Raw genomic sequence first — 25,707 nt, 5'->3', positions numbered from 1 at the left:
TCCCCCGGCCCCTCCGGCTCCTCCGGCCCCTCCCCGCACCCCCATCGCTCCGTCGCTCCCTGCGCCGCCTTCGACCCCGAGCAGCCCCCGCAGCCGCTGCCACCCGCGCTCCTGGGCGAACGCCTCCGCACCCCACCGCAGCGCCGGCACGGTCCGTACCAGCCCCGACGGGTCGCGCTCCAGTACGTGCACCTCGGCGATCCGCCGCCGTCCGGCCCGGTCACGCACGAGGTGGAGGACGACCGACAGCGCCGCCGCCAACTGGCTGTGCAGAGCGACCCGGTCGAGACCCGCCGCCGTACCGAGCGCCTCCAGGCGAGCCGGAACGTCCGCTGCCGCGTTGGCGTGGACCGTCCCGCAGCCGCCTTCGTGACCGGTGTTCAGGGCGGCCAGCAAAGAGACCACCTCAGGTCCGCGGACCTCGCCGACGACGAGCCGGTCCGGCCGCATGCGCAGCGCCTGCCGGACCAGGTCCTCGAGCGTGACGAGGCCCGCGCCCTCCTGGTTTGCGGGTCTCGTCTCCAGCCGGACGACGTGCGGATGGTCCGGCCGCAGCTCCGCCGAGTCCTCCGCCAGCACGATCCGCTCGCCCGCCCCGACCGAGCCGAGCAACGCACTCAACAGGGTCGTCTTGCCGCTGCCCGTGCCGCCGCTCACCAGGAACGACAACCGCGCCCTCACCAGGGCCCGCAGGAGACGGTCCCCGCCGGGCGGCACAGTGCCCGCGGTCACCAGTTCGTGGAGCGTGAACGCGCGGGGCCGTACGACCCGCAGGGACAGGCAGGTGCAGCCGACGGCGACCGGGGGCAGTACCGCGTGCAGCCGGGTCCCGTCGGGGAGGCGGGCGTCGACCCAGGGTCTGGCGTCGTCCAGGCGCCGTCCGGCCACCGCGGCCAGACGCTGCGCGAGACGTCGTACGGCTGCCGGGTCCGGGAAGGACACGCCGGTCAGCTCCAGGCCGCCGCCCCGGTCCACCCAGACCCGGTCGGGGGCCGACACCAGCACGTCGGTCACCGACGGATCGGTGAGCAATGGCTCCAGCGGACCGCTGCCGACCAGTTCCGAGCGCAACCGCTCGGCCGCCCCGAGGACTTCCGCGTCGCCGAGGACCCGCCCCTGTTCCCGGAGCGCCTGCGCCACCCGCGCGGGCGTCGGCTCCGCCCCGCTCTCGGCCAGCCACTGCCGCACACCGTCCAGCAGCCCCCCGGCGTCCGCCGCTTCCACGCCGGGCCGCGCACCCACAGGGCCGCCCGCCCCCGCACCCTGATACGCCGCCGTACGACTCCCGGCCGCCGCACCGGAAAACGCCCCTGCCCCCTCCGGCGCCCGCCCACCCGCGACGCCTCCCGCCACCGTGCTCATGCGCCGCCCGCCTCGACCAGCGTCCGCTCCCAGAACTCCTTGCAGAAGCGGGCCAGGGGGCCCCGCGTGGTCGCGCCCGGCGGGGACTTGCCCTCGTTGGGGCGCAGGAGTCCTGATTCGACGGGTACCTCGCCGGCCAGCGGGAGTCCGAGCAGCCGGGCCACCTCACGGTCGTCGAGTCCGGGTGCGTAGGGCCCCCGTACCGCCACACGGAGATCGCGCAGCACCATCCCGACGGCCGAGGCCACCCGGCCCGCCGCGGCGACCGCGCGCAGTTCCGCCGGGACGACCAGGATGCCGAGGTCGAGTTGGGCGAGGGCCTCGGCGACTCCGTCGTCGACACGGCGGGGCAGGTCGACGACGACCGTGCCGCCCCGGCGCCGGGCCGCGGCGAGCACCGCGCGCACGGCCTGGGGCGGGATGGCGACGCAGTCGCCCCGGTCCCAGCTGAGCACCCGCAGGGCATGGAGCTTGGGCAGCGACTCCTCCAGGGCTCCGCCGCCGACCCGCCCACGCGAGGCGGCGAAGGCGGGCCAGCGAAGGCCTTCGGCGGTCTCGCCGCCGAGGAGTACATCGAGTCCGCCGCCCAGCGGATCGGCGTCCACGAGCAGGGTGCGCAACCCCTCCCGCGCGGAGGTGACGGCGAGGGCGCACGCCAGCGTGGACGCTCCCGCGCCGCCGCGGCCGCCGATGACGCCGACGGTGAGCGCGGGTCGGCCGACTCCCTCGGCGACGTCGGCGATCCGGTCGACGAGCCACTGTTCGCCGTCGGGGAGCACCAGGACGTGGTCGGCGCCGATCTCGACGGCCCGCCGCCACACCCCGGAGTCGTCCTGGTCGCGCCCGACCAGGACCACGCCGCGTCGGCGCGCCGCTCCGCGCACGCGGGGCGCGGCGTCATCGCCGACCAGGACGAGCGGCGCGGTCTCCCAGCTGCCCCGGCGTTCCGGCACCCCGTGGTGCACTTCGGGTGTGGCGCCGGCCGCTGCGCACAGGCGCAGCAGATCGTCGAGAAGATCGGCGTCCTCGGTGACGATCAACGGCCTGCCCTGGCGCCCCCCGGTGGCGGGCGGCGGCTCGTGTGTGACGATTCCGGCCACGGTTTCCATCCCCCTTCGCTGCATCTCGCGCAGGCCCCTGCGGCCCCGCGATTCCCGACATGTGGAGAACCCGCGACGGCCTCCTTTGCACGGCCGACAGAATCCGGCCATACGCGTCCGACAAACCGAACGCGGCCATGAACTCGCCGCGAACGGGACGCGTTGGAATCACGGTGCAGCGATCTCGGAAATCGTGTGGATCTTGGTCGATAACTGTGGACAACTCGGAGCCTGTGAATATCGCCGTCACCCAAACCGGTGACCGCTGCACCATCCCGTGTACGTCTTCCACAGAGCAGCCCGGCCGCTACGCACCGTGATGGCTGGTGAACATGCGGAAGGGGCGGCCGTAGCCGCCCCGACACGGCACCGCGGCCGCGAAAAGCAGAGGAAAACCCACCCGGACATGCGACGACCCCCGCCGGGGGGGAGAGCGGGGGTCGTCTCCACGGCCGACTCGGGGGGGGAGGAGTCGGGCCGGGTTAGCACGGTCGCGAACGATCCGTGACTTCCATGGTGTACCCGAGAGGCCTCTCAGGCAAACCCACGCGCCCACCTTACGCCGAATGGGCTGCACCTATGCTCAAGGGCGTGGAAAACCACTCCTTGCCCCGCACAGCGGCCTTCTTTGACCTGGACAAGACGGTCATTGCGAAGTCGAGCACGCTCACCTTCAGCAAGTCCTTCTACCAAGGCGGTCTGATCAACCGCAGGGCGGCCTTGCGCACCGCCTACGCCCAGTTCGTCTTCCTCGTGGGCGGACTCGACCACGACCAGATGGAGCGGATGCGCGAGTACCTGTCCACGCTGTGCCGCGGATGGAACGTCCAGCAGGTGAAGGATCTTGTCGCCGAGACCCTGCACGACCTGATCGACCCGATCATCTACGACGAGGCGGCGTCCCTCATCGAGGAGCACCACGCCGCCGGACGCGACGTCGTGATCGTGTCCACGTCGGGTGCCGAGGTGGTCGAGCCGATCGGCGAGCTGCTCGGCGCGGACCGCGTGGTGGCCACCCGGATGGTCGTGGGTGACGACGGCTGTTTCACCGGAGAGGTGGAGTACTACGCGTACGGCCCGACCAAGGCCGAGGCGATAGAGGGACTGGCCGCGTCCGAGGGGTACGACCTCACCCGCTGCTACGCCTACAGCGACTCGGCGACGGATCTGCCGATGCTGCGGGCCGTCGGGAACCCGCACGCCGTCAACCCGGACCGCGCGCTGCGACGCGAGGCCCTCGCGCGCGGGTGGCCGATCCTCGACTTCCACCGGCCGGTGCGCCTCAAGAAGCGGATCCCCTCGTTCTCCGTACCGCCCCGTCCGACGCTCGTCGCGGCCGCCGCCATAGGAGCCGCGGCGGCCACCGCGGGCCTGGTCTGGTACGCCAGTCGCCGCCGCGCGACGGTGACCTGACCTGTACCTTCATCGGCCCGTGCATGAACTGCCGCATTAACGCCCGTTTACCTCGTGTTTGAGAGTAAAAGTAAAGAAGTGCAGTCAGGGCTTCCGGTTGTCGGGGTCCTGGAGTACAAAGGACTCAACGGCCCGCGAGACCAAGGACATCCGAGAGGATCACCTTCAATAACGCATATGGCCCCACGGACCGAGCATGAACACTGGGCACCCACGCGACGTCGACCCGTCGATTACGGGCCAGCCGCACCAGGTGACGGGCGAAGTTCCCGACCTGATGGGCAATATCTCGAGGACGCTTGGTAACCCGGTGAACATGCCAGCGGCGGTACGAATCCTCGTACCGCCGCAACCCTTGTGAAGCCCCCATAGGGGGCTTCTCGCGTTTACGCCGCCCCGCGCTGAAGCGCCTCGCACACCGCCGTGGACTCGCGCGCGCCCAACTCGACGGCCCTGCCGCAGTGGGTGATCCAGGCCGCCATCCCCTCCGGCGTGCCGGAGACGTACCCGTCGAGCGCCGCCAGATAGGCCGCGCGCCCCAGTTCGGCGTGCCCCACCTCCGCCGGACAGATCGACTTCGGATCGAGGCCGCTGCCGATCAGGACGATGCGCTCGGCGGTGCGGGCGATCAGTCCGTTGTGAGAGGCGAAGGGGCGCAGCGCGAGGAGTTCGCCGTGGACGACGGCGGCCGTGACCAGGGCGGGCGCGGAACTGCCCGCGATGACCAGCTCGGACAGCCCCTCCAGGCGCCCGGAGACGTCGGCGGCGCTCGGCAGCGGCAGCTCGATCAGCGGCTCGTCGACACGTTCGCCGGCCTGACGCGGCCGCCCCACCTCGTCGTCCTTGGCCGCGGCGGCCACCAGGTGCAGCCGGGCCAGCACCCGCAGGGGGGACTGCCGCCAGATGGACAGCAGCTGGCCGGCCTCGGCCGACAGCCGCAGGGCCGCGCCCACCACGCGCGCCTCGTCGTCGGCGCCGAAGTCGGTGCGCCGACGCACCTCCTCCAGAGCCCAGTCGGCGCCGGAGAGCGCCGCGGAGCCGCGCGCGCCGCGCAGGGCCGCCTCGGAGGTGACCGCGGTGCTGCGGCGCCGCATGATCCGGTGCCCGTAGACCCGGTCCACGGCCTTGCGTACGGACTCCACGGACTCGGATACGCCGGGCAGCGTGCCCAGAGCGGCGAGAGGATCGGCGGGCGCACCTGTCGTACTCATGAGTACGACATTACGCACCCCGGGGGCGAACCCCACGATGGAGTGGTCTTCTTCACCACGCCTGCCACATACAGCTATCTCACCGCTACGCTTGGTGAACATGAAAATTGCTTTCGTCGGGAAGGGCGGCAGCGGCAAGACCACCCTGTCCTCCCTGTTCATCCGCCATCTCGCGGCCTCGGGCGCCCCGGTCGTCGCCGTCGACGCCGACATCAACCAGCACCTGGGCCCCGCGCTGGGCCTCGACGAGGCGGAGGCCGCCGCACTGCCCGCGATGGGCGAACGGCTGGCGCTGATCAAGGACTATCTGCGCGGCTCCAACCCCCGTATCGCCTCCGCCGAGACGATGATCAAAACGACGCCTCCGGGCGAGGGCTCGCGGCTGCTGCGGGTGTGTGAGGACAATCCGGTCTACGACGCCTGCGCCCGGCCGGTGGAACTCGACGACGGCGCCGTCCGTTTGATGGTCACGGGCCCCTTCACGGACGCCGACCTGGGGGTCTCCTGCTACCACTCCAAGACGGGAGCGGTGGAGTTGTGCCTGAACCACCTGGTGGACGGCCGTGACGAGTACGTCGTGGTCGACATGACGGCGGGCTCGGACTCCTTCGCCTCCGGCATGTTCACCCGCTTCGACATCACGTTCCTCGTCGCCGAGCCGACCCGCAAGGGGATCTCCGTCTACCGCCAGTACAAGGAGTACGCCCGCGACTTCGGCGTCGTGCTGAAGGTCGTCGGCAACAAGGTGCAGGGCCAGGACGACCTCGACTTCCTCCGCGCCGAAGTCGGGGACGACCTGCTCGTGACGGTCGGGCACTCGGACTGGGTGCGCGCCATGGAGAAGGGCCGGCCGCCCCGGTTCGAGCTCCTGGAGGACGCCAACCGCCGCGCCCTGAGCCTGCTGCGGACGACCGTCGACGCGACGTACGAGCTGCGAGACCCCGAGCGCTACACGCGCCAGATGGTGCACTTCCACCTGAAGAACGCCCTGTCCTGGGGCAACGAGCGCACCGGGACCGACCTGGCCACGCAGATCGACCCCGGGTACGTGCTCGGCGAGAGCGTCACCGCATCCGCCTGACGGCTCCCGGCCGGACGCCGGGTCCGACGGCCACCGCCGGATCCGGGCGCCGACCGCTGCTGCCCGACACCGGTTCGGCCGTACCGCCCGGCCGCTACTGCTCGGCCGCGATCGCCAGGTCACTACGGCCCGGCCGCTACCGCCAGACCGCCGGCGCTCCCGGCGCGCCCTTCGGGGCGGGGGCTGGGCGGCCCGACAGGAAGGCCGCCCAGCCCTGCTTCGGGGCCTCGCCGACGTCCAGCGCGCGCAGCTTCGCGAGCGTCCGCGGGTCCTGGGCGTCCAGCCAGTCGGCGAGCTGACGGAAGGACACACAGCGCACCTCGGGCCGGGTGCAGACGTCCTCGACGACCTCCTCGACGGCGCGCATGTAGGTGCCGCCGTTCCAGGACTCGAAGTGGTTTCCGATGATCAGCGGCGCACGGTTGCCGTCGTAGGCCCGCCGGAAGCCCAGCAACAGCCCGTCACGCATCTGGTCGCCCCAGAACTCGCGCTTGCCGGGGTCGCCCTGCGTGGTGGTGCCGGACTGGTTGACCATGAAGTTGTAGTCCATGGTGAGCTGCTCGTAGGAGTGACCGGGGAAGGGCACGAGCTGCATGGACAGGTCCCACAGGCCGTTCTTCTTCTCCGGCCAGACCTGGTCGTTCACTCCGCTGGTGTCGTAGCGGAAGCCCAGGTCGCGGGCGGCCTTCATGAAGTTTTTCTGTCCCTCCAGGCACGGCGTGCGGGCGCCGACGAGCTCCTTGTCGTAGTCGAAGGGCAACGGGGCCGCGTTCGTCATCCCGGTGTTGGTCTTCCAGGACTTCACGAACTGCTTGGCCTGGTCGATCTCCTCCTTCCACTCGTCGACGGACCACTCCCCCACGCCACCGCCGGTGCCGCAGAAATGGCCGTTGAAGTGGGTGCCGATCTCGTTGCCCTCCAGCCACGCCAGGCGCAGCTGCTTCACCGTGTCGGCGATGCCCTGCTCGTCGTTGAAGCCGATGTCGGAACGGCCCGGTGAGTGCTGCGGCGGCTTGTAGAGGTCGCGCTTCTCCTCCGGGAGCATGTACACGCCGCTGAGGAAGTACGTCATGGTGGCGTGATTGTTCCGGGCCACCTTGCGGAAGTGGGAGAACAGCTTCTGGCTGTCCTCTCCCGCGCCGTCCCACGAGAACACCACGAACTGCGGGGGCTTCTGACCGGCCTTGAGGCGCTCGGGCCTGAGCAGGTGGGGCTGGGCGCCGGTGTACGCGGTGGAGCCGTCGCCGATGAGACGGACCATGCTCCGGGGCGCGGGCGCCTGCTTCGCCTTGCCGGGGCCGAGCGCTCCCTCGTCGGTGTCGCGCGGACCACTGGTCCCCGTCGCGCAACCGGCGAGCGACACGGCGACGGCCACGGCCAGGGCGCCCGCGGCGATTCTCTGGTTGGCGGCCATGCCCGCCACCTACTTCCTTCTCTCAGGCCGACGCCGGCGAGGGCGTTCTCCGTTGATGTGCCGGGGTGAGCCGACAGCGCCGCCAAGGTCGCATGAGGCCGAGAAGGAATTAGTAAGACAAGCCGATCAAATACTCAGTTCACTCATCAGGGTGATTGATTACCCCATTTGCCCGTAAAGTCCATGCTTGGCCTTTACTCTGAATTACTATTCATTTACCGAGCGTTGAATCATCCCGCCGCTGCACGCCGTGATCCACGGCCGCGACCCGCCCCGCCGTCGAGCGGGGACCACTAGTTCCGCGACCGCGCTGCCCGGAGGAGACGGGAACATGTCAGCCTGCGCCCCCACCCGACCGACCGACTCGACGCACACCGGAGGCGTCGGCCCGCCCTCCGGCCCCACTCCGACCCGGCGCCGCCGTTTCAGCGTGGCGGGCGCCGACGTGTCGGCGTCGATCGCGGTCTTCCTGATCGCCCTGCCGCTGTCCCTCGGCATCGCCCTCGCCACCGGCGCTCCCCTCCAGGCGGGCCTCGTCGCCGCGGCCGTCGGCGGAATCGTCGCCGGACGGCTCGGCGGCTGCCCCCTCCAGGTCAGCGGCCCGGCCGCCGGCCTCACGGTGGTCACCGCCGATCTCATCCACCGCTACGGATGGCGTACGACCTGCGCCATCACCGTCCTCGCCGGACTGGCCCAACTGGGCCTCGGCTGCCTGCGCGTGGCCCGCACCGCACTCGCCGTCAGCCCCGCCATCGTGCACGGCATGCTCGCCGGCATCGGCGTCACCATCGCCGTCGCACAACTGCACATCGTCCTCGGCGGCAGTCCGCAGAGCTCCGTGCTCGCCAACCTCTGGGCGCTGCCCGCCCAGTTGGCCGCAGTGCACCCGGCGGCCGTGACCATGAGCGCGCTCACCCTGGCCCTGTTGCTGCTCTGGCCCAGGATCCCGGGCCGGGCCGGACGGCTCCTGCGCATGGTGCCCACCCCGCTCGTCGCGGTGACCGCCGCGACCGTGACCGCCGCGGTCGCCGGACTGACCCTGCCCAAGGTCGATCTGCCATCGTGGAGCAGCCATGCGCTGGCCGGCCTTCCCGAGGGCCCGGTGGCCGGCCTCGTCGCCGCCGTGCTCACCACCACCCTGGTGTGCAGCGTGCAGTCGCTGCTCGGCGCGGTCGCCGTGGACAAGCTGGTCGCCCGGCGGCCGGGGCTGCCGGGCCGGGTCGGACGCTCCGACCTCGACCGCGAACTGCTCGGACAGGGCGCGGCCAACGTCGTCTCCGGCGCGCTCGGCGGACTGCCCGTCGCAGGGGTGGCCGTGCGCAGTTCGGCGAATGTGAGATCCGGTGCCGTGAGCCGGAACTCCACGATGATGCACGGCGTTCTCGTAGTAGCCGCCGCACTGCTGATGGTCCCGCTCCTCGAGCTCATCCCGCTCGCCTCGCTCGCCGCCCTGGTGATGGCCGTCGGCATCCAGATGGTGTCCCTGCACCACATCCGCACGGTGACCCGCCACCGCGAGGTGCTGGTGTACGCCATCACCACACTCGGGGTCGTCCTCCTGGGCGTCCTGGAGGGCGTGGCGCTGGGCATCGCCGCCGCCGTCGCCGTCGCCCTCAACCGCCTCGCCCACACCCGGATCACACACGACGAGAAGGAAGGGGTCCACTACGTCCACGTGCGAGGACAGCTGACGTTCCTCGCGGTGCCCCGGCTCAGCCGGGCCCTGCATCTCGTGCCCCAGGGCGCCTGTGCCGTCGTGGAGTTGGACGGATCCTTCATGGACCACGCGGCATACGAGTCCCTGCACGACTGGCAGCACACGCACACCGCGCAAGGGGGCTCCGTGGAACTGACCGGTCGCCGCGCCGGAATCAGAATCGCCGAGCCGGGAGCCCTCGCCGACCTGCACGCCGAGGACGGCGCCACCGGACCGGCGTCCTCCGCCGAGTGCCGTTGCCGACCCTGGACCCCCTGGCGCAACCACCAGTGCGAGCGCCCACCGTCCGCACCGGTGGCCGACGAAGCCGGCCAACCGTACGGGCCGTCGGACACCGCGACGAACGGCCACCCCAACGCCCACCCGACCGACCCGAGCATCCGGAAGGTCCCGGCCGACTCGACAGCCCCGGCGGACTCGACGAACCGCGACAGCGGTCATCAACTCCTCCGCGGTATCAGCACCTTCCAGCGCAACACCGCACCGCTCGTGCGAGGCGAGTTGGCCCGGCTGGCCCGGGAGGGGCAGCAGCCGGCCCAGCTCTTCCTCACCTGCGCCGACTCACGCCTGGTCACCTCGATGATCACCTCCAGTGGCCCCGGCGACCTGTTCGTGGTGCGCAACGTGGGCAACCTGGTGCCGCTGCCCGGAGAGGAGAGCGGAGACGACTCGGTGGCGGCGGCGATCGAGTACGCGGTGGACGTCCTGCGGGTACGGTCCATCACGGTGTGCGGGCACTCCGGGTGCGGGGCCATGCAGGCGCTGCTCAACTCCGAGCCGGGCGGCGCCCGGACCCCCCTCAAGCGGTGGCTGCGGCACGGCTCGCCCAGCCTGGAGCGCGTGGCCGACGACATCCGGCCGCGGGCCCGCCTGGCCGGGCGGAAACCCGCCGACGCGGTCGAGCAGCTGTGCCTGACCAACGTGGTCCAGCAGCTGGAGCACCTCAGAGCGCACGAGGCGGTGGGCGACGCGCTGGACGCCGGGGCGCTGGAGTTGCAGGGGATGTACTTCCACGTGGGCGAGGCGCAGGCGTATCTGCTCACCGAGGTGGACGGGGAGGCGGTGTTCGACCACGTGCGGGAGTCGGAAACCGACCTGTCCGCCTGAGGCCGACCACCACGGCCCTGCCCCTCTCCTCGACGGGCTCGTGAGTGGCGCTTCACCTGTGTCCGGGCCGGGATGTGAGCGGCGTTACAGCTGATGAACTGTGGGGCGCCGCCGCCCGTGGGAAGGGATGAGCCGAACCCCGACCCAAAGGTCTAAACCAATTTCCCATTGGCCCTTGTCAGCGGGCCCCCGGGTCTGATGAGCTGTGGCCTGGGACACAACGGACACCCTTCGAGAGGGAGATGTCGTGAGCAACGAAAGCCTGGCCAACCTGCTGAGGAAGGAGAGGGAACAGTGAGCGAGAATCCTTCCCTCTCCAACCTGCTCAAGGAAGAGCGCAGGTTCGCGCCCCCCGCCGAGCTGGCCGCGAACGCCAATGTCACGGCGGAGGCGTACGAACAGGCCAAGGCTGACAGGCTCGGCTTCTGGGCCGAGCAGGCCCGTCGGCTGACCTGGGCCGAGGAGCCGAGCGAGACGCTGGACTGGTCGAACCCGCCGTTCGCCAAGTGGTTCAAGGACGGCACGCTGAACGTGGCGTACAACTGCGTGGACCGGCATGTCGAGGCCGGGCACGGCGGCCGGGTCGCCATCCACTTCGAGGGCGAGCCCGGTGACGGCCGCGCCATCACCTACGCCGAGCTCAAGGACGAGGTCTCCAAGGCCGCGAACGCCCTGCTGGAGCTGGGAGTTCAAAAGGGCGACCGGGTCGCCGTCTACATGCCGATGATCCCGGAGACCGCGATCGCGATGCTGGCCTGTGCCCGTATCGGCGCCGCGCACTCGGTGGTCTTCGGCGGCTTCTCGGCGGACGCGCTCGCCACCCGTATCCAGGATGCCGACGCCAAGGTCGTCATCACCGCCGACGGTGGCTGGCGGCGTGGCAAGCCGGGCGCGCTCAAGCCCGCGGTCGACGAGGCGGCCGACCGCGCCGGCAACGTCGAGCATGTCCTCGTGGTCCGGCGCACCGGCCAGGAGGTCGCCTGGAACGACTCCCGGGACGTCTGGTGGCACGAGCTCGTCGACCGGCAGTCGGCCGAGCACACCCCGGAGGCGTTCGAGGCCGAGCACCCGCTGTTCATCCTCTACACGTCAGGTACGACGGGTAAGCCCAAGGGCATCCTGCACACCTCCGGCGGCTACCTCACGCAGACCGCCTACACCCACCACGCCGTCTTCGACCTCAAGCCCGAGACGGACGTCTACTGGTGCACGGCCGACGTCGGCTGGGTCACCGGGCACTCCTACATCGTGTACGGGCCGCTGGCCAACGGCGCGACCCAGGTGATGTACGAGGGCACCCCGGACACCCCGCACCAGGGCCGGTTCTGGGAGATCGTGCAGAAGTACGGGGTGACGATCCTGTACACGGCGCCCACCGCGATCCGCACGTTCATGAAGTGGGGCGACGACATCCCCGCGAAGTTCGACCTGTCCTCCCTGCGCGTCCTCGGCTCGGTGGGCGAGCCCATCAACCCCGAGGCCTGGATCTGGTACCGCAAGAACATCGGCGCGGACCGGACCCCGATCGTCGACACCTGGTGGCAGACCGAGACCGGCGCGATGATGATCTCGCCGCTGCCGGGTGTGACCGCGACCAAGCCCGGTTCCGCGCAGACACCGCTGCCCGGCATCGCGGCGACCGTCGTCGACGACGAGGCCAACGAGGTGCCCGACGGCGGCGGTGGCTACCTGGTCCTGACCGAGCCGTGGCCGTCGATGCTGCGCACCATCTGGGGCGACGACCAGCGCTTCCTCGACACCTACTGGTCGCGTTTCGAGGGCAAGTACTTCGCCGGCGACGGCGCGAAGAAGGACGACGACGGCGACATCTGGCTCCTCGGGCGCGTCGACGACGTGATGCTCGTGTCGGGCCACAACATCTCCACCACCGAGGTCGAGTCGGCGCTGGTCTCCCACCCGTCGGTCGCCGAGGCCGCCGTGGTCGGCGCGGCGGACGAGACCACCGGCCAGGCGATCGTCGCGTTCGTGATCCTGCGCGGCACCGCGAACGCCGACGACGAACAGCTCGTCGCCCAGCTGCGGGACCACGTCGGCACCACCCTCGGCCCGATCGCCAAGCCCAAGCGGGTCCTGCCGGTCGCGGAGCTGCCCAAGACCCGCTCCGGCAAGATCATGCGCCGTCTGCTGCGGGACGTCGCCGAGAACCGTCAGCTCGGAGACGTCACCACGCTGACCGACTCAACAGTCATGGACCTCATTCAGGCGAAGCTGCCGGCGGCGCCGAGCGAGGACTGAGATACGACGGAAGGGGCACCCGGTGACCAGTGCGCCGGGTGTCCGTTTCGCGCCTAACGTAGGGATCACCGGATTCCTCCCCCGCTCCTGGAACCCGCACACGTTAGGTAAACTAAACAAACAGGTGCGCCGGGAAGTCTGGTCGGCATGTGTTCCGTCCTGCCCACCGACCGGAGGTCTCTCCCGTGGCCGCGCCCCGCACCCCGACTCCCCGCAAGGTTCTCGGACGTCTGTCCCTGCCGGAGCGGACCTACGTCGCCGACGCGCTGCGCACGGAGACGGTCGGCGGTGTGCTGCTGCTCCTCGCCGCGATCGCGGCGCTGGTCTGGGCGAACGTACCGGCGCTGCACGACAGCTACGAGACCGTCGGCCACTACCACCTCGGCCCCGAGGCCCTCGGCCTGGACCTGTCGATCGCGCACTGGGCCGCCGACGGCCTTCTCGCCGTGTTCTTCTTCGTCGCCGGCATCGAACTCAAGCGTGAACTGGTCGCCGGTGACCTGCGCGACCCCAAAGCCGCCGTGCTGCCGGTGGTGGCCGCCCTGTGCGGGATGGCCGTACCGGCACTCGTCTACACCCTCACCAACCTCACCGATGGCGGTTCCACCGACGGCTGGGCCGTACCGACCGCCACCGACATCGCCTTCGCTCTCGCCGTGCTCGCGGTCATCGGGACGTCGCTGCCGAGCGCCCTGCGCGCCTTCCTGCTCACCCTCGCCGTCGTAGACGACCTGTTCGCGATCCTGATCATCGCCGTCTTCTTCACCGACCGGCTGAACTTCGCCGCGCTGGCCGGCGCGGCCTTCGGCCTCGCCGTCTTCTGGCTGCTGCTGCGCACCGGCGTACGCGGCTGGTACGTGTACGTCCCGCTCGGCCTGGTCATCTGGGGGCTGATGTACAACAGCGGCATCCACGCGACGATCGCGGGCGTCGCCATGGGGCTGATGCTGCGCTGCACGACCCGCGAGGGCGAGGAACGCTCCCCCGGCGAGCGCATCGAGCACCTGGTGCGCCCCCTCTCCGCGGGCCTCGCGGTGCCGCTGTTCGCACTGTTCAGCGCCGGTGTCACGGTCTCGGCCGGCGCGCTCGGCGACGTGTTCACCCGGCCGGAGACGCTGGGCGTCGTCCTGGGGCTGGTCGTCGGCAAGACGATCGGCATCTTCGGCGGAACCTGGCTGACCGCCCGCTTCACCCGGGCCTCGCTGAGCGACGACCTGGCCTGGGCGGACGTGTTCGCGGTCGCCTCCCTGGCCGGTATCGGCTTCACCGTCTCGCTGCTCATCGGCGAACTCGCCTTCGTGGGCGACGCGGCGCTGACCGACGAGGTCAAGGCGTCCGTCCTCGTCGGATCCGTCATCGCGGCGACCGTGGCGACGGTCCTGCTGAAGCTGCGCAACGCCAAGTACCGCCGGCTGTACGAGGCCGAGGAGCGCGACGAGGACCTCGACGGCATCCCGGACATCTACGAACAGGACGACCCGGCCTACCACCTGCGGATGGCCGACATCTACGAGCGCAAGGCCGCCGAACACCGCCGTATCGCCGCGGAGAAGGCCGCCGGGCCCGCGGGCCGTGAGGGCGCGACACGCCACGGGCTTGCCGAAGTACCGGGCGGGGCAGGCGAGGACAACGACGGTCCGGCATGATCTGACGGGACGGTACAAACGACAGGACCGTTCAAACAGGCCGGTCGGGCAGAAGTCGGACAGGCATGGATCAGGCACAGGTCAGACGGAAGACGAAAGAGGGAGAGACCGCGATGAGCGCACCCGACGGCAGCCCGGTCGGCGCCGAACGCAGCATCGGCCAGCTGTTCGCGTCGGCGACGACCGAATTGTCGGCGCTGGTGCACGACGAGATCGCGCTGGCGAAGGCGCAGCTCAAGCAGGACGTCAAACGCGGCGCGACGAGCGGCGGCGCCTTCACGCTGGCCGGCGCGGTCCTGATCTTCTCCCTGCCGATGCTGAACTTCGCCCTGGCGTACGGCATCCGGACCTGGAGCGGTTGGAACCTCGCCGTCTGCTTCCTGCTGTCCTTCGCCGCCAACGTCCTCCTCGCGGGCCTGCTCGCCCTGATCGGTGTGGTGTTCGCGAAGAAGGCCAAGAAGAGCCAGGGTCCGCAGAAGGTCGCAGCGTCGATGAAGGAGTCGGCGGGCGTCCTGCAGAACGCCAAGCCGCACCCGCGTCCCGAGCTTCCGCGGGACCGCGTGCCGGAGGCCATCGAGGCTGTGGCACGCTCATCGTCATGACGGACCCCGCCACTCCATCGGCGCAACCCGCTTCTGTCGTACGCCCGGACGGCCCCTGGACGCACCGGGAGGTCGCCGCGAACGGCGCCCGGTTCCACATCGCCGAGGTGGGCGACGGGCCACTGGTGCTGCTCCTGCACGGCTTCCCGCAGTTCTGGTGGGCCTGGCGGCACCAACTCGTGGCGCTCGCCGACGCGGGCTTCCGGGCTGTAGCCATGGACCTGCGGGGTGTCGGCGGCAGCGACCGCACCCCGCGCGGCTACGACCCCGCCAATCTCGCCCTCGACGTCACCGGCGTGATCCGCTCCCTCGGCGAGCCGGACGCCGCGCTGGTCGGCCACGACCTGGGCGGATACCTGGCGTGGACGGCGGCCGCGATGCGCCCCAAGCTCGTACGGCGGCTCGCGGTCGCCTCGATGCCGCACCCCCGGCGCTGGCGCTCGGCGATGCTCGCGGACGTCAAGCAGACGCGCGCGGGCTCCTACGTCTGGGGGTTTCAGCGGCCCTGGATCCCGGAGCGGCAGCTCACCGCCGACGACGGCGCGCTGGTGGGCCGGCTGATCCGGGAGTGGTCCGGGCCGCGCCTGCCGGACGACGAGGCGGTGGAGACGTACCAGCGCGCGATCTGCATCCCTTCGACGGCGCACTGCTCGGTCGAGCCGTACCGCTGGCTGGTCCGCTCGCTGGCGCGGCCCGACGGTATCCAGTTCAACCGGCGCATGAAGCGGCCGGTTCGGGTGCCGACGCTTCATCTGCACGGCTCTCTCGATCCCGTGATGCGCACGCGCAGCGCGGCCGGTTCCGGGGAGTACGTCGAAGCGCCGTACCGCTGGCGGTTGTTCGACGGGCTCGGACACTTCCCGCACGAGGAGGATCCGGTCGCTTTCTCCACCGAACTGATCAATTGGCTGAAGGATCCCGAACCCGATCGGTGACCGAATCGGTGCGGCTGGTATCCACCACCTGAACACCTGTCCTACGAACAGCCAATTGCCTGGCGCATAGGCCAATTGGGGGGCGCGAAGGCGGTTATCGACCTTGGGGCAGGGGCAGACGTCCGGGTATGGGCTGGACGCACGACTACAGTGACGTAGCACGCACTCGCCGCTCGGCCTCTGGCCTGAGCTCCCACCAGCGAGGCGGTGCCCCGCAAGAGGGCACGGATCTCAGGGTGGGCATCCCACGTATCCTGCGCCGCCGGGCCCGCTGGGTCTCGGTCCGTCTGCGTCACCCTCGAGGCTGACGCCCAGCACCCCGCGACAGCCCCTCAGAGGGCGCAGCTGTCGCTGTCCACCTGCTGGTTGGCGGCACGCCCCTGGGTGATGGCCTGCTGGATCTCGTCCGCGGAGAGCGCGTAGCCGGTGTTGGCGTCGTCGAGGGACTTCGCGAAGACCACGCCGTACACCTTGCCCTCGGGCGTGAGCAGCGGACCTCCTGAATTGCCCTGGCGTACGTTCGCGTACAGCGAGTAGACGTCTCGGCGGACCGTGCCGCGGTGGTAGATGTCGGGGCCGTTGGCGGTGATGCGCCCGCGCACGCGGGCGGCGCGCACGTCGTACGACCCGTTCTCCGGGAAGCCGGCCACGATGGCGCTGTCGCCGCTCGCCGCGTCCCGCGACGTGAAGTGCAGGACGGGCGCTTTCAGGCTCGGGACGTCGAGTACCGCGATGTCGCGCTTCCAGTCGTAGAGGACGACCGTCGCGTCGTACTTCCTGCCCTCACCGCCGATCTGGACGGTGGGCTCGTCGACGCCGCCGACGACGTGCGCGTTGGTCATGACGCGGCGGTCACCGAAGACGAAGCCGGTGCCCTCCAGGACCTTGCCGCAACTCTGGGCAGTGCCCATCACCTTGACGATGGAGCGCTGGGCGCGGGTGGCCACGGCGCTGTCGGCGAGCGCCGGGTCGGGCGGCTGGACGTCCTTGATGGGCTCGTTGGAGAACGGGCTGAAGACCTGCGGGAAGCCGTTCTGCGCAAGGACGGAGGAGAAGTCAGCGAACCAGGTGTCGGCCTGGGTCGGCAGCGCCCGGGAGACCCCGAGCAGCACCTTGGAGCTGCGGACCTCCTTGCCCAGCGTCGGCAGTGTGGTGCCGGCGAGGGCGGAACCGATCAGCCAGGCGACGAGCAGCATCGCCACGACGTTGACGAGGGCACCGCCCGTGGCGTCCAGCGCGCGGGCCGGGGACCAGGTGATGTACCGGCGCAGTTTGTTGCCGAGGTGGGTCGTGAGGGCCTGGCCGACCGAGGCGCACACGATCACGACGACGACAGCGACGACGGCGGCGGTCGTGCTGACCTCGGCGTTGTCGGTCAGGGCGTCCCAGACCACGGGGAGCAGGTAGACGGCGACGAGACCGCCGCCGAGGAAACCGGTCACCGACAGGATGCCGACGACGAAGCCCTGGCGGTAGCCGACGATCGCGAACCACACGGCGGCGACCAGCAACAGGATGTCCAGCACGTTCACGGGGTTCACCCTGTCATGACCGCCAGTCGAGCGGGACCTGCTTGTCCCGGTCCCAGGGGCGTTCCCAGCCCGCGTAGTGCAGGAGTCTGTCGATCACGCCGGCGGTGAAGCCCCACACCAGGGCTGATTCGACCAGAAATGCCGGTCCTCGGTGGCCGCTGGGGTGAGCGGTGGTGGCGCGGTTGGCGGGGTCCGTGAGATCCGCCACGGGGACGGTGAAGACACGGGCGGTCTCGTTCGGGTCCACGACGCCGACGGGGCTGGGCTCGCGCCACCAGCCCAGTACCGGGGTGACGACGAAGCGGCTGACCGGGATGTACAGCGCGGGCAGGACACCGAAGAGCTGGACGCCGGCCGGGTCGAGCCCGGTCTCCTCCTCCGCCTCCCGCAGCGCCGCCCGCAGCGGTCCGTCGCCCTTGGGGTCGCCGTCCTCCGGGTCGAGGGCGCCACCGGGGAAGGACGGCTGCCCCGCGTGGGAGCGCAGCGATCCGGCGCGCTCCATCAGCAGCAGCTCGGGGCCCCGCTCGCCCTCGCCGAAGAGGATGAGGACGGCCGACTGCCGCCCGGCGCCGTCCTTCGGCGGAAGGAAGCGGCTCAGCTGGAGCGGCTGGACCGTCTCGGCGGCGCGCACCACCGGGTCCAGCCAGGCGGGCATCCCGTCCTTGCTGAGTGTCACCGGGCCGCCTTGTGTGTTGCTCGCGCGTGTCATCGCCACCCCCGTCGTTCCGCCCTGCTCAACGCCCGACCTGCCCGGGATCGTTCCGCCGGAGCGCGGTCCGGTGCGGGCCACCGCTCCCGGCTCGCGCGTCCCGTCATCCGGCCCCCAGCGGCGGTGCCGGCTTGCCACCCGCGTCCAGATAGGCCTGCGGGGGCTTCAGTCGCTGGCCGGGGAAGCCGCCCTTTTCGTACTTGAGCAGCTTCTTCGCCTTCTCGGGGTCCGTCTCGCCCTCGCCGAACGCCGGGCAGAGCGGGGCGATGGGGCAGGCGCCACAGGCGGGCTTTCGGGCGTGGCAGATACGACGGCCGTGGAAGATCACATGGTGCGAGAGCATCGTCCACTCGCTCTTCGGGAAGAGCGCCCCGATCGCCGCCTCGATCTTGTCCGGGTCGGTCGCCTCGGTCCACTGCCAGCGCCGCACCAGCCGCTGGAAGTGCGTGTCCACGGTGATGCCGGGCCGGCCGAACGCGTTGCCGAGGACGACGAAGGCGGTCTTGCGACCGACGCCGGGCAGTTTCACGAGGTCTTCCAGGCGGCCGGGCACCTCGCCGCCGAACTCCTCGACGAGGGCCTTCGACAGCCCCATCACCGACCGGGTCTTGGCCCGGAAGAAGCCGCACGGGCGCAGGATCTCCTCGACCTCATCCGGGTTGGCCGCGGCCAGGTCCTCGGGGGCGGGGTACTTGGCGAAGAGGGCGGGCGTCGTCTGGTTGACCCTGAGGTCCGTGGTCTGTGCCGAGAGCACGGTGGCCACCAGCAGCTGGAAGGGGTTCTCGAAGTCCAGCTCGGGATGCGCGTACGGGTAGACCTCGGCGAGCTCCCGGTTGATACGCCGGGCACGCCGCACGAGAGCGGTCCGCGACTCCTCCTTGGGAGGCTTCCGCGCAGCCTGCGCGGGTGCCGCCGTCTTCTTCGCGGCCGCCACCCCCTTTGCCGCCTTTGGCGTTTTCCTCCCGTCGCCGGACGCTTGTTCGCCCACAGCGGAATCGCGACGTACAACCACCCGCGCAGCCCCCTTGGCCTGTGCTCTCACCGGCGTTTTGGACACCCGGCCAGCCTAAAGCCAGGCACCGACATCCGCCCCGGACCCTGAAGATCGGCGTCCAATTGGACCCCTGCCGCTTACCCCGGGACATGTGTACGGCATCCTTGTGACAGATCACACTGTTTGGACCGTCCGGCAAAATGGGCACCAGGGTCCCCTGGTACCAAGGGGAAGCAAGATCCCCTGAGCAGGTCGACAAGGAGAGAACTCGTGGACGACGTTCTGCGGCGCAACCCGCTCTTCGCGGCTCTCGACGACGAGCAGAGCGGGGAGCTCCGCGCCTCCATGAGTGAGGTGACCCTCGCACGCGGCGACTCCCTGTTCCACGAGGGCGACCCCGGTGACCGGCTCTACGTCGTCACCGAGGGCAAGGTAAAGCTCCACCGCACCTCCCCCGACGGCCGCGAGAACATGCTCGCGGTGGTCGGCCCCGGCGAGCTCATCGGCGAACTGTCGCTGTTCGACCCGGGCCCCCGTACGGCCACGGCCACCGCGCTCACCGAGGTGAAGCTGCTGGGCCTGGGCCACGGCGACCTCCAGCCCTGGCTGAACGCGCGCCCCGAGGTGGCCGCGGCGTTGCTGCGCGCCGTCGCCCGCCGGCTGCGCAAGACCAACGACGCGATGTCGGACCTCGTCTTCTCGGACGTCCCCGGCCGTGTGGCCCGTGCCCTGCTGGACCTCTCGCGCCGCTTCGGCGTGCAGTCCGAGGAGGGCATCCACGTCGTGCACGACCTGACGCAGGAGGAGCTGGCCCAGCTGGTCGGCGCCTCGCGCGAGACGGTCAACAAGGCGCTGGCGGACTTCGCCGGGCGCGGGTGGCTCCGCCTGGAGGCCCGCGCGGTGATCCTGCTGGACGTGGAGCGGCTGGCGAAGCGCTCGCGCTGACGCCGGTTCGCGAACAGGACCACACCACCGGCTCTCGACGCACCCATGAACCGTCCAGGACTTGACGCGGAGGGATACATCGCGCGCGAGGGCTCCCTCACGCGCGTCCCCGACCCCTTCCGGCCCGTTGTCGCCGCCGTCCGGCTCCGGGTGGCGGACGTCTTCGGCGCGCGCATGCACAGCGCGTACCTGTACGGGTCGATCCCGCGCGGCACCGCACGCGTGGGCCGCAGTGACCTGGACCTGCTGATCGCCCTGCACGAGGAGCCGACCGACGCCGACCGGGCCGGTGCCCGCGCCCTGGAAAAGGCCGTCGGCGAGGAGTTCGCGCAGGTCGACGGTGGCGGAGCCCTGCTGGTCAGTCGCGCGCAAACGCTGAGCGACCTGGAGAGGCACGACCTGGGGTGGTTCGTCGCCTGCCTGTGCACCCCGCTGATCGGTGAGGACCTCGCCGCGTTCCTGCCGCGCTACCGGCCCGACTCCCTGCTCGCCCGGGAGACCAACGGCGACCTCGCGCTGGTCCTCCCGCGCTGGCGCGAGCGGATCGCCGCCGCCGAGGACAGCGAGGAGGCACGGCGACCGCTCGTACGGTTCATGTCCCGGCGTCTGGTCCGCACCGCGTTCACGCTCGTCATGCCCCGCTGGAACGGCTGGACCAGCGACCTGCACGAGATGGCCGACGTCTTCGCCGCGTACTACCCCGACCGGGCGCGGCAGCTGCGAGCAGTGGCGGTACGCGGCTACGAGCCGACCGGCGACGCGGAGGTCCTCAGGTCCTACGTCGACGACCTGGGCCCGTGGCTGGCGGCGGAGTACGCGCGTGTGCACGGCGTCAAAGCACCCCGGCCCGGTCAGCCGGCCGGCTAGATGAGCCCGTGCTCCTCCAGGTAGTCCAGCTGGGCCCGTACCGACAGCTCGGCGGCCGGCCACAGGGAGCGGTCGACGTCGGCGTAGACGTGGGCGACGACCTCGGAAGGGGTGCGGTAGCCGTCCTCGACGGCCGTCTCGATCTGGGCGAGGCGGTGGGCGCGGTGGGCGAGGTAGTACTCCACGGCACCCTGGGCGTCCTCCAGGACGGGCCCGTGCCCCGGCAGGACCGTGTGCACGCCGTCGTCGACCGTGAGCGACCTGAGCCGCCGCAGGGTGTCCAGATAGTCACCCAGGCGGCCGTCGGGGTGCGCCACCATCGTCGTACCGCGGCCGAGGATCGTGTCGCCCGTGAGGATCGCCCGGTCGGCCGGGACGTGGAAGCAGAGGGAGTCCGACGTGTGGCCGGGCGTCGGTACGACCCTCAGCTCCAGGCCGCCCACGGTGATCACGTTCCCGGCCGCCAGGCCCTCGTCGCCCAGCCGCAGCGCCGGGTCCAGGGCCCGCACCTTGGTGCCGGTCAGCCCGGCGAAGCGGGCGGCGCCCTCCGCGTGGTCGGGGTGGCCGTGGGTCAGCAGGGTCAGGGCGACGCGCTTGCCGGCCTTCTCGGCCGAGTCGACGACCGTACGGAGGTGTCCGTCGTCGAGCGGGCCCGGGTCGACGACGACCGCGAGCTCGGAGTCGGGTTCGGACAGGATCCAGGTGTTGGTGCCGTCCAGGGTCATCGCGGAGGCGTTGGGCGCGAGGACGTTGACGGCCCGCGCGGTCGCGGGTCCGGAGAGGACTCCACCGCGGGGCTGGCCGGGAAGGGCTGCTGCGTCCGTCATGCGGGGGATCCTCCCGTCGGGATGTGCTTGGTGAACTCGTCGTGGCCGGGCCAGCTGAGCACGATCTCGCCGCCTTCCAGGCGTGCCTCGGCCAGGATCGGGGTCAGGTCGCGCCCCGGGGCCGCGCCAAGGGCCTCGGCGGCGGTGTCGTACGCGGTGAGCGTGCGCAGTGTGGCGATGGTGGGCGGCATCATCAGCAGCTCGCCCTTGTCGTACCCGGCGGCGGCCTCCTGGGGCCGGATCCACACGGTGCGGTCCGCCTCCGTGGACGCGTTGCGGGTGCGCTGGCCCTCGGGCAGCGCGGCCACGAAGAACCAGGTGTCGTAGCGGCGGGGCTCGAACTCCGGAGTGATCCAGCGGGTCCAGGCGCCCAGCAGGTCGGAGCGCAGGACCAGGCCGCGGCCGTCGAGGAACTCGGCGAAGGACGTCTCTCGCGCGACGACGGCCGCGCGGTCGGCCTCCCAGTCCTCGCCCGTGGTGTCGCCGACGACCGTGTCGGGCGTCGGCCCGGCGAGCAGCACGCCCGCCTCCTCGTACGTCTCCCGTACGGCCGCGCAGACGATCGCCTGGGCCGCCGTATCGTCGACGCCGAGCCGCTGCGCCCACCACGCGCGCGCGGGGCCCGCCCAGCGGACGTGGAGGTCGTCGTCGCGGGGGTCGACGCCACCGCCCGGATAGGCGTACGCGCCTCCGGCGAAGGCCATGGAGGCGCGTCTGCGCAGCATGTGGACGGCCGGGCCGGTCTCGGTGTCCTTCAGGAGCATCACGGTGGCCGCTCGCTTCGGGGTGACCGGAGTGAGCGTGCCGTCCGCCAGCGCCCGGATGAGTTCCGGCCACTGCGCGGGATACCACTGCCCATTCGCCATGGGCGCGAGGCTATCCCGTAGTGAGCGGATGTTCGAGGGCAATGATCACTCGCCCCGCGCACTCGCCCGCACAGGTGTCACGCCTGGGTCAGCTCCACCTGGATCTCCACCTCGACCGGCGCGTCCAGCGGCAGCACCGCCACGCCGACCGCGCTGCGCGCGTGCACGCCCTTGTCGCCGAGAACCTCGCCGAGCAGCTCGCTCGCGCCGTTCAGCACGCCGGGCTGGCCCGTGAAGTCGGCGGCCGAGGCGACGAAGCCCACGACCTTCACCACGCGCGCGACGCGGTCCAGATCGCCCGCGACCGACTTGACTGCCGCGAGGGCGTTCAGCGCGCACGTGCGCGCCAGCTCCTTGGCCTCCTCGGCGGTGACCTCGGCGCCGACCTTGCCGGTGACCGGCAGCTTGCCGTCCACCATCGGCAGCTGGCCGGCCGTGAAGACGTACGGACCGGACTGCACGGCAGGCTGGTACGCGGCCAGCGGCGGAACGACCGCCGGCAAGGTCAGCCCCAGCTCGGCGAGGCGCGCCTCGACCGCGCTCACGCCTGCTTCTCGCGCTTCAGGTAGGCCACCAGCTGCTCGGGGTTGTTCGGGCCGGGCACGACCTGGACGAGCTCCCAGCCGTCCTCGCCCCAGGTGTCCAGAATCTGCTTCGTGGCATGGACGAGCAGCGGCACGGTTGCGTATTCCCACTTGGTCATGGGGCCGACTGTATCCGCTGTCCCGGGCCGCACCGACGGGCGACCGGGAGCGGGGTTGTCCACAGCCTCCCGGTTGGTCGGGGCGAGGACTGGTTACGCTCGAAGACGTGAGCAGGCTCCAGGTCGTCAGCGGCAAGGGCGGGACCGGTAAGACGACGGTCGCCGCAGCCCTCGCGCTCGCCCTCGCCACAGAGGGAAAACGGGCGCTCCTCGTCGAGGTCGAGGGCAGGCAGGGCATCGCGCAGCTCTTCGAAACCGAAGCGCTGCCCTATGAGGAGCGGAAGATCGCCGTCGCTCCAGGGGGCGGGGAGGTGTTCGCCCTGGCCATAGACCCCGAACTGGCCCTTCTGGACTACCTCCAGATGTTCTACAAACTGGGCAGCGCAGGCAGAGCCCTGAAGAAGCTCGGCGCGATCGACTTCGCCACCACCATCGCACCCGGTCTCAGAGACGTCCTGCTGACCGGCAAGGCGTGCGAGGCGGTGCGGCGCAAGGACCGGTCCGGGCGGTTCGCGTACGACTACGTGGTGATGGACGCGCCGCCCACCGGGCGCATCACCCGCTTCCTCAACGTCAACGACGAGGTCGCCGGGCTCGCGAAGATCGGGCCGATACACAATCAGGCGCAGGCCGTGATGCGGGTGCTGAAGTCGGCGGAGACGGCCGTGCACCTGGTGACGCTGCTGGAGGAGATGCCCGTCCAGGAGACCGCGGACGGCATCGCCGAACTGCGCTCCGCGCGGCTGCCGGTGGGACGGGTCATCGTGAACATGGTGCGCCCCGAGCTGCTGGACGCGGGCGACCTGGACCTCGTACGGAACGTTCCGCGTACCGCCGTGGCCCGGTCGCTGTCGGCCGCCGGACTGGGTGGGGCGCGGCGCGGTGGGCACGCCGAGCGGCTGGTGGACCCGCTTCTGGGGCAGGCGGAGGAGTACGCCGAGCGGTACGCGCTGGAACAGGAGCAGCGTGCCGTCCTCGGCGAGCTGGACCTGCCGCTGCACGAACTGCCCCTGCTCGCCGAGGGCATGGATCTGGCGGGTCTGTACGAACTGGCCACCGAGCTGCGAGAGCAGGGGATGTCATGAGTCCGGACCCGGCCCAGGGCCACGCGTACCACCGCCTGTCCCCCGCGCGCGTGCTCGACCTCGATCCGCTGATCGACGATCCGAAGACCCGCATCGTGGTGTGCTGCGGCTCGGGCGGGGTCGGCAAGACGACCACCGCGGCGGCCCTGGGCCTGCGGGCGGCCGAACGGGGCCGGAAGGTCGTGGTACTGACGATCGACCCGGCGCGCCGGCTCGCGCAGTCGATGGGCATCGACTCGCTCGACAACACCCCGCGCCGGGTGAAGGGCGTCGAGGGGGACGGCGAGCTGCACGCGATGATGCTCGACATGAAGCGCACCTTCGACGAGATCGTCGAGGCGCACGCGGACGCCGAGCGGGCGACCACGATCCTCAACAACCCCTTCTACCAGTCACTCTCGGCGGGCTTCGCGGGCACGCAGGAGTACATGGCGATGGAGAAGCTGGGGCAGCTGCGGGCGCGGGACGAGTGGGACCTGATCGTCGTCGACACGCCGCCGTCCCGTTCGGCGCTCGACTTCCTGGACGCGCCCAAGCGCCTGGGGTCGTTCCTGGACGGGCGGCTGATCCGGCTGCTCACCGCTCCCGCGAAGCTGGGCGGGCGCGCCGGGATGAAGTTCCTGAACGTCGGGATGTCGATGATGACCGGCACCCTCGGCAAGCTGCTCGGCGGTCAGCTGCTGAAGGACGTCCAGACGTTCGTGGCGGCGATGGACACCACCTTCGGCGGGTTCCGCACGCGCGCGGACGCCACGTACAAGCTGCTCCAGGCACCTGGAACGGCGTTCCTGGTGGTGGCGGCGCCGGAGCGGGACGCACTGCGGGAGGCGGCGTACTTCGTCGAGCGGCTGGCCGCGGAGGACATGCCGCTCGCCGGTCTGGTGCTCAACCGAGTGCACGGCAGCGGCGCCGACCGGCTGTCGGCCGAGCAGGCGCTCGCCGCAGCGGAAAATCTTGAGGACTCCCGCATTGTGGATCAGGACGGCGGGAAAGCTGGACTTCGTAACTCTCCCGACACGTACGGCAGTTCAGAACCTCCCGCTTCCGGAAGTTCAGAACCCCCCGCTTCCGGAACCTGCTCCTCCGGCGCCGATCAGGCGGTTCTGGGTGTCGACGGACTCACGGTGGGCCTGCTGAGGCTGCACGCGGAACGCATGCGACTGCTCTCGCGGGAGCAGCGCACGCGTGACCGCTTCACCGCGCTGCACCCCGAGGTGGCGGTGGCCGAAGTGGCCGCGCTGCCCGGCGACGTACACGACCTCGCGGGGCTGCGGGACATCGGGGACCGGCTCGCGGCCAACCGGCCGGAGCTGCCCGAGACTGCCGACGACTGAG

The 25,707-nt window shown here is 71.0% G+C and carries 23 protein-coding genes; 12 read left to right on the top strand and 11 right to left on the bottom strand.

The genetic code is table 11. The annotated features are described in order from the left end of the window. Both IG99_RS23935 and ssd read right to left on the bottom strand, forming a co-directional pair. The coding region (locus IG99_RS23935; RefSeq protein ID WP_234311936.1) for a TadA family conjugal transfer-associated ATPase at nucleotides 1-1,362 on the bottom strand (1,362 nt) is incomplete at its 3' end. Then, nucleotides 1,359-2,471 (bottom strand): septum site-determining protein Ssd, encoded by a 1,113-nt coding sequence (ssd, locus tag IG99_RS23930; protein ID WP_037676938.1) that lies wholly within the window; start codon nucleotides 2,469-2,471, stop codon nucleotides 1,359-1,361. The genes IG99_RS23935 and ssd, both read right to left, overlap by 4 nt. A 570-nt stretch (nucleotides 2,472-3,041) precedes the next feature. On the opposite strand from ssd, the gene IG99_RS23925 reads away from it, so the two are divergent. Further along, nucleotides 3,042-3,875, top strand: a complete 834-nt coding sequence (locus IG99_RS23925; protein WP_037676937.1) for an HAD family hydrolase — start codon at nucleotides 3,042-3,044, stop codon at nucleotides 3,873-3,875. Nucleotides 3,876-4,261: 386 nt separating this feature from the next. Here the strand turns inward: IG99_RS23925 and IG99_RS23920 are convergent, their stop codons facing one another. After that, complete coding sequence (locus tag IG99_RS23920; protein WP_037676936.1) at nucleotides 4,262-5,086, bottom strand: Fic family protein; 825 nt, start codon at nucleotides 5,084-5,086, stop codon at nucleotides 4,262-4,264. Nucleotides 5,087-5,186: 100 nt separating this feature from the next. On the opposite strand from IG99_RS23920, the gene IG99_RS23915 reads away from it, so the two are divergent. After that, complete coding sequence (locus IG99_RS23915) at nucleotides 5,187-6,167, top strand: ATP-binding protein (RefSeq protein ID WP_037676935.1); 981 nt, start codon at nucleotides 5,187-5,189, stop codon at nucleotides 6,165-6,167. Between the two features lie 136 nt (nucleotides 6,168-6,303). Here IG99_RS23915 and IG99_RS23910 read toward each other — a convergent pair whose 3' ends face one another. After that, nucleotides 6,304-7,581: a polysaccharide deacetylase family protein gene (locus IG99_RS23910; RefSeq protein ID WP_037676934.1), complete on the bottom strand. Its 1,278-nt coding sequence runs from the start codon at nucleotides 7,579-7,581 to the stop codon at nucleotides 6,304-6,306. Between the two features lie 331 nt (nucleotides 7,582-7,912). Here IG99_RS23910 and IG99_RS23905 point away from each other — a divergent pair, with 331 nt between their 5' ends. The 6 genes from IG99_RS23905 (at nucleotide 7,913) to IG99_RS50440 (ending at nucleotide 16,152) form a co-directional block, all read left to right on the top strand. After that, a complete protein-coding gene (locus IG99_RS23905; protein ID WP_037676933.1) occupies nucleotides 7,913-10,405 on the top strand; it encodes a SulP family inorganic anion transporter in 2,493 nt (830 codons plus the stop codon). Nucleotides 10,406-10,699: 294 nt separating this feature from the next. Further along, nucleotides 10,700-12,661 (top strand): acetate--CoA ligase, encoded by a 1,962-nt coding sequence (gene acs, locus IG99_RS23900; protein ID WP_037676932.1) that lies wholly within the window; start codon nucleotides 10,700-10,702, stop codon nucleotides 12,659-12,661. A gap of 185 nt (nucleotides 12,662-12,846) precedes the next feature. After that, nucleotides 12,847-14,307 (top strand): Na+/H+ antiporter NhaA, encoded by a 1,461-nt coding sequence (gene nhaA / locus IG99_RS23895; protein ID WP_037676931.1) that lies wholly within the window; start codon nucleotides 12,847-12,849, stop codon nucleotides 14,305-14,307. Between the two features lie 113 nt (nucleotides 14,308-14,420). Then, nucleotides 14,421-14,909 (top strand): phage holin family protein, encoded by a 489-nt coding sequence (locus tag IG99_RS23890; RefSeq protein WP_037676930.1) that lies wholly within the window; start codon nucleotides 14,421-14,423, stop codon nucleotides 14,907-14,909. Beyond that, nucleotides 14,906-15,844 carry an alpha/beta fold hydrolase gene (locus IG99_RS23885; protein ID WP_037676929.1) on the top strand — a complete coding sequence of 313 codons (939 nt, stop codon included), beginning with the start codon at nucleotides 14,906-14,908 and terminating at the stop codon, nucleotides 15,842-15,844. Before IG99_RS23890 ends, IG99_RS23885 begins: the two co-directional genes overlap by 4 nt. A gap of 128 nt (nucleotides 15,845-15,972) precedes the next feature. Then, complete coding sequence (locus IG99_RS50440) at nucleotides 15,973-16,152, top strand: hypothetical protein (RefSeq protein ID WP_078947863.1); 180 nt, start codon at nucleotides 15,973-15,975, stop codon at nucleotides 16,150-16,152. 24 nt (nucleotides 16,153-16,176) lie between these two features. On the opposite strand, the gene IG99_RS23880 is transcribed toward IG99_RS50440, so the two are convergent. From IG99_RS23880 to nth, 3 genes are all read right to left on the bottom strand, one after another. Next, nucleotides 16,177-17,376, bottom strand: a complete 1,200-nt coding sequence (locus IG99_RS23880) for a MarP family serine protease (RefSeq protein ID WP_037676928.1) — start codon at nucleotides 17,374-17,376, stop codon at nucleotides 16,177-16,179. Nucleotides 17,377-17,389: 13 nt separating this feature from the next. Then, nucleotides 17,390-18,085 carry an NUDIX hydrolase gene (locus IG99_RS23875; protein WP_037676927.1) on the bottom strand — a complete coding sequence of 232 codons (696 nt, stop codon included), beginning with the start codon at nucleotides 18,083-18,085 and terminating at the stop codon, nucleotides 17,390-17,392. Between the two features lie 103 nt (nucleotides 18,086-18,188). Continuing rightward, on the bottom strand, nucleotides 18,189-19,073 hold the full coding sequence (gene nth, locus IG99_RS23870) for an endonuclease III (RefSeq protein ID WP_394298045.1): 885 nt from the start codon (nucleotides 19,071-19,073) through the stop codon (nucleotides 18,189-18,191). Nucleotides 19,074-19,349: 276 nt separating this feature from the next. Between nth and IG99_RS23865 the strand changes: the two genes are divergently transcribed. Then, nucleotides 19,350-20,024, top strand: coding sequence for a Crp/Fnr family transcriptional regulator (locus IG99_RS23865; RefSeq protein ID WP_037676925.1), 675 nt, complete (start codon nucleotides 19,350-19,352; stop codon nucleotides 20,022-20,024). Between the two features lie 45 nt (nucleotides 20,025-20,069). Next, entirely contained in the window at nucleotides 20,070-20,891 is an 822-nt protein-coding gene (locus IG99_RS23860) for a nucleotidyltransferase domain-containing protein (protein WP_037676924.1), read from the top strand. Here IG99_RS23860 and IG99_RS23855 read toward each other — a convergent pair. The 4 genes from IG99_RS23855 to IG99_RS47770 form a co-directional block, all read right to left on the bottom strand. Further along, nucleotides 20,888-21,718 carry an MBL fold metallo-hydrolase gene (locus IG99_RS23855; RefSeq protein WP_037676923.1) on the bottom strand — a complete coding sequence of 277 codons (831 nt, stop codon included), beginning with the start codon at nucleotides 21,716-21,718 and terminating at the stop codon, nucleotides 20,888-20,890. The two genes, IG99_RS23860 and IG99_RS23855, sit on opposite strands and share 4 nt — an antisense overlap. After that, nucleotides 21,715-22,584, bottom strand: a complete 870-nt coding sequence (locus IG99_RS23850) for an NUDIX hydrolase (RefSeq protein WP_037676922.1) — start codon at nucleotides 22,582-22,584, stop codon at nucleotides 21,715-21,717. The genes IG99_RS23855 and IG99_RS23850 overlap by 4 nt, the downstream gene beginning before the upstream one ends. 77 nt (nucleotides 22,585-22,661) lie before the next feature. Next, complete coding sequence (locus IG99_RS23845; RefSeq protein WP_037676921.1) at nucleotides 22,662-23,129, bottom strand: RidA family protein; 468 nt, start codon at nucleotides 23,127-23,129, stop codon at nucleotides 22,662-22,664. Then, entirely contained in the window at nucleotides 23,126-23,287 is a 162-nt protein-coding gene (locus IG99_RS47770; RefSeq protein ID WP_003975360.1) for a DUF4177 domain-containing protein, read from the bottom strand. Before IG99_RS47770 ends, IG99_RS23845 begins: the two co-directional genes overlap by 4 nt. A 107-nt stretch (nucleotides 23,288-23,394) precedes the next feature. Between IG99_RS47770 and IG99_RS23840 the strand changes: the two genes are divergently transcribed. Further along, nucleotides 23,395-24,372, top strand: a complete 978-nt coding sequence (locus IG99_RS23840) for an ArsA family ATPase (RefSeq protein WP_037676920.1) — start codon at nucleotides 23,395-23,397, stop codon at nucleotides 24,370-24,372. Next, nucleotides 24,369-25,706, top strand: a complete 1,338-nt coding sequence (locus IG99_RS23835; protein WP_037676919.1) for an ArsA family ATPase — start codon at nucleotides 24,369-24,371, stop codon at nucleotides 25,704-25,706. Before IG99_RS23840 ends, IG99_RS23835 begins: the two co-directional genes overlap by 4 nt. Nucleotide 25,707 lies beyond the last annotated feature (1 nt).

The organism is Streptomyces griseus subsp. griseus (assembly GCF_000720255.1).
Taxonomy (GTDB): Bacteria; Actinomycetota; Actinomycetes; order Streptomycetales; family Streptomycetaceae; genus Streptomyces; species Streptomyces griseus_I.
The sequence above is the reverse complement of the archived record's forward strand: the minus strand, read 5'-3'. Positions and strand labels throughout refer to the sequence as shown.

Bases quoted from the DNA above. Each gene is read 5' to 3' on its own strand.
- IG99_RS23925 (WP_037676937.1), top strand. From the start codon at position 3,042: ATGCTCAAGGGCGTGGAAAACCACTCCTTGCCCCGCACAGCGGCCTTC.
- IG99_RS23915 (WP_037676935.1), top strand. From the start codon at position 5,187: ATGAAAATTGCTTTCGTCGGGAAGGGCGGCAGCGGCAAGACCACCCTG.
- IG99_RS23850 (WP_037676922.1), bottom strand. From the start codon at position 22,584: ATGGCGAATGGGCAGTGGTATCCCGCGCAGTGGCCGGAACTCATCCGG.
- IG99_RS23860 (WP_037676924.1), top strand. From the start codon at position 20,070: ATGAACCGTCCAGGACTTGACGCGGAGGGATACATCGCGCGCGAGGGC.
- IG99_RS23890 (WP_037676930.1), top strand. From the start codon at position 14,421: ATGAGCGCACCCGACGGCAGCCCGGTCGGCGCCGAACGCAGCATCGGC.
- IG99_RS47770 (WP_003975360.1), bottom strand. From the start codon at position 23,287: ATGACCAAGTGGGAATACGCAACCGTGCCGCTGCTCGTCCATGCCACG.
- IG99_RS23905 (WP_037676933.1), top strand. From the start codon at position 7,913: ATGTCAGCCTGCGCCCCCACCCGACCGACCGACTCGACGCACACCGGA.
- IG99_RS23855 (WP_037676923.1), bottom strand. From the start codon at position 21,718: ATGACGGACGCAGCAGCCCTTCCCGGCCAGCCCCGCGGTGGAGTCCTC.
- IG99_RS23910 (WP_037676934.1), bottom strand. From the start codon at position 7,581: ATGGCCGCCAACCAGAGAATCGCCGCGGGCGCCCTGGCCGTGGCCGTC.
- IG99_RS50440 (WP_078947863.1), top strand. From the start codon at position 15,973: ATGGGCTGGACGCACGACTACAGTGACGTAGCACGCACTCGCCGCTCG.
- IG99_RS23920 (WP_037676936.1), bottom strand. From the start codon at position 5,086: ATGAGTACGACAGGTGCGCCCGCCGATCCTCTCGCCGCTCTGGGCACG.
- IG99_RS23885 (WP_037676929.1), top strand. From the start codon at position 14,906: ATGACGGACCCCGCCACTCCATCGGCGCAACCCGCTTCTGTCGTACGC.
- IG99_RS23875 (WP_037676927.1), bottom strand. From the start codon at position 18,085: ATGACACGCGCGAGCAACACACAAGGCGGCCCGGTGACACTCAGCAAG.
- ssd (WP_037676938.1), bottom strand. From the start codon at position 2,471: ATGGAAACCGTGGCCGGAATCGTCACACACGAGCCGCCGCCCGCCACC.
- IG99_RS23835 (WP_037676919.1), top strand. From the start codon at position 24,369: ATGAGTCCGGACCCGGCCCAGGGCCACGCGTACCACCGCCTGTCCCCC.